The sequence below is a fragment of the Limnospira sp. PMC 1279.21 genome (assembly GCF_032349615.1).
Classification (GTDB): domain Bacteria; phylum Cyanobacteriota; class Cyanobacteriia; order Cyanobacteriales; family Microcoleaceae; genus Limnospira; species Limnospira fusiformis.
The window spans coordinates 1-893 of sequence record NZ_JARPLU010000450.1 but is presented as its reverse complement, the minus strand read 5'-3'; the positions used below and the strand labels follow the sequence as shown (position 1 = coordinate 893).

The window sequence follows — 893 nt, the reverse complement described above, 5'->3', positions numbered from 1 at the left end:
TTTAAGTTTTTGTGGGGTTTCCTGGGTTCACATAACCTACTCCTGGTGCGATCGCTTTACACAACACAGTCGGCTAGGCTGGGGGTAATTAAGTTTTTGTGGAGTTTCCTGGGTTCACCCAACCTACTCCTAATGCTATAATTAGCTTAAATGGCTCAACTGTTTAAAACCGGGCGTTTGACGGTGGGCTATGTCAGTAAATCGGCATATATGCCCCTCCCTGCTTTTCAGCCAATTCTGAAACAGCAAGATATCCCGCTTGACTCTCAGGATGAGGTTAAATGACTACCAAAATAAGCGATCGCCAAATTTATGCTCGCCTAGGAATTACCCCTCAACAACTGGCTGAATTTTGCCAACGTTGGCAGATAGTTGAACTTGCCCTATTTGGATCCATTCTCCGAGATGACTTTAACGCCAATAGTGACGTAGATATTTTAGTCACCTTTCAGCCTAATCACTCTTGGGGTTTAGAGTTTATTCAAATGCGAGAACAACTCTCTACTCTTTTTAATCGTCCTGTTGATCTCATCACCCAACAAAGTATTCTCAATAGTCATAATGTTCTCCGTCGCCAGAGCATCCTCAATTCAGCAGAGGTCATCTATGGCCAAGGATAAACAGGCATTAATAGATATTCTAAAGGCTATCCAGCAGATTATTAGTTATGTTGAGGATATCAAAAAAGAAGACTTGCAACAAGATGATGAAAAACAGGCGGCTATTTTATATAGGATTATTATTGTTGGGGAAGCAACTAAACGATTATCCCCTGAATTTCGTCAACAATACCCCATGATTCCTTGGCGGGAAATGGCGGGTCTACGAGATGTGGTATGGCATTAGTCAAGGTGGTTAGGACGCAGCTTTGAGAACGGAATCCATGGCATCAT

The 893-nt window shown here is 42.4% G+C and carries 3 protein-coding genes; all 3 read left to right on the top strand.

Features of this window, described 5'->3' with window-relative positions; genetic code table 11:
• The first annotated feature begins 150 nt into the window (after window positions 1–150).
• From P5683_RS25370 to P5683_RS25360, 3 genes are read left to right on the top strand one after another with little or no spacing between them, the layout of a single operon-like run.
• Window positions 151–285, top strand: a complete 135-nt coding sequence (locus tag P5683_RS25370) for a hypothetical protein (RefSeq protein ID WP_006669405.1) — start codon at window positions 151–153, stop codon at window positions 283–285.
• On the top strand, window positions 282–620 hold the full coding sequence (locus P5683_RS25365; RefSeq protein WP_006669404.1) for a nucleotidyltransferase family protein: 339 nt from the start codon (window positions 282–284) through the stop codon (window positions 618–620). The genes P5683_RS25370 and P5683_RS25365 overlap by 4 nt, the downstream gene beginning before the upstream one ends.
• The gene (locus P5683_RS25360; RefSeq protein ID WP_315641231.1) at window positions 607–846 is read left to right on the top strand and encodes a HepT-like ribonuclease domain-containing protein; all 240 of its coding nucleotides are present in this window, start codon (window positions 607–609) and stop codon (window positions 844–846) included. The genes P5683_RS25365 and P5683_RS25360 overlap by 14 nt, the downstream gene beginning before the upstream one ends.
• The last annotated feature ends 47 nt before the right edge of the window (window positions 847–893 follow it).

Excerpts from the sequence above, each read along its gene's own strand:
- P5683_RS25370 (WP_006669405.1), top strand. The coding sequence starts at position 151 with ATGGCTCAACTGTTTAAAACCGGGCGTTTGACGGTGGGCTATGTCAGT.
- P5683_RS25365 (WP_006669404.1), top strand. The coding sequence starts at position 282 with ATGACTACCAAAATAAGCGATCGCCAAATTTATGCTCGCCTAGGAATT.
- P5683_RS25360 (WP_315641231.1), top strand. The coding sequence starts at position 607 with ATGGCCAAGGATAAACAGGCATTAATAGATATTCTAAAGGCTATCCAG.